At 35.1% G+C, this 450-nt stretch carries 1 protein-coding gene; it reads right to left on the minus strand.

Annotation, left to right across the window (positions count from 1 at the left end; translation table 11 throughout):
• On the minus strand, positions 1 to 428 hold a 428-nt coding region (locus tag J7R05_RS08120), incomplete at its 3' end, for a DUF2059 domain-containing protein (RefSeq protein WP_208541862.1).
• Between the last annotated feature and the right edge of the window lie 22 nt (positions 429 to 450).

Consider the following 450-nt stretch of genomic DNA (forward strand, 5'->3'; position numbering starts at 1 on the left):
GTAGAATAAGCATCATGGGCAAGGTTTGGAACTTCTGTCAAAAATTTTTTACCGGTATCAGAATTATAAAATGCCGTGATTGCATCAAGTTCTTTTTGAGTAAAATATTTTGCATATACATGAGCAATTTCTTTCTCCAAATCAGAGCGTCGTTTAGCCAAAGCAAGCGCTTGCTTATCAACAATATCAGAAATAGCAGTTGCCAAATTGGGATCATCGCCTATCAGTTCATCTTTGAGATCGCGTGCCGCATTTGGTAAAAAATTATCAAATTGGTCAGTCGCACGAATGGCACTGATAGCTTTTCTAGCTGAATTTAAATGTTGAACACTCACACCTTGTGCATGAGCCATTCCAATATTCAGAATCAAAATAGCAATTGCACTAAAATATACGAAAAAACGCTGACAAAAAAATATCTTTTTCATTTAATGATTATCCCGATATAAT

The sequence above is a fragment of the Bartonella capreoli genome, from assembly GCF_902813205.1.
Lineage (GTDB): Bacteria > Pseudomonadota > Alphaproteobacteria > Rhizobiales > Rhizobiaceae > Bartonella > Bartonella schoenbuchensis.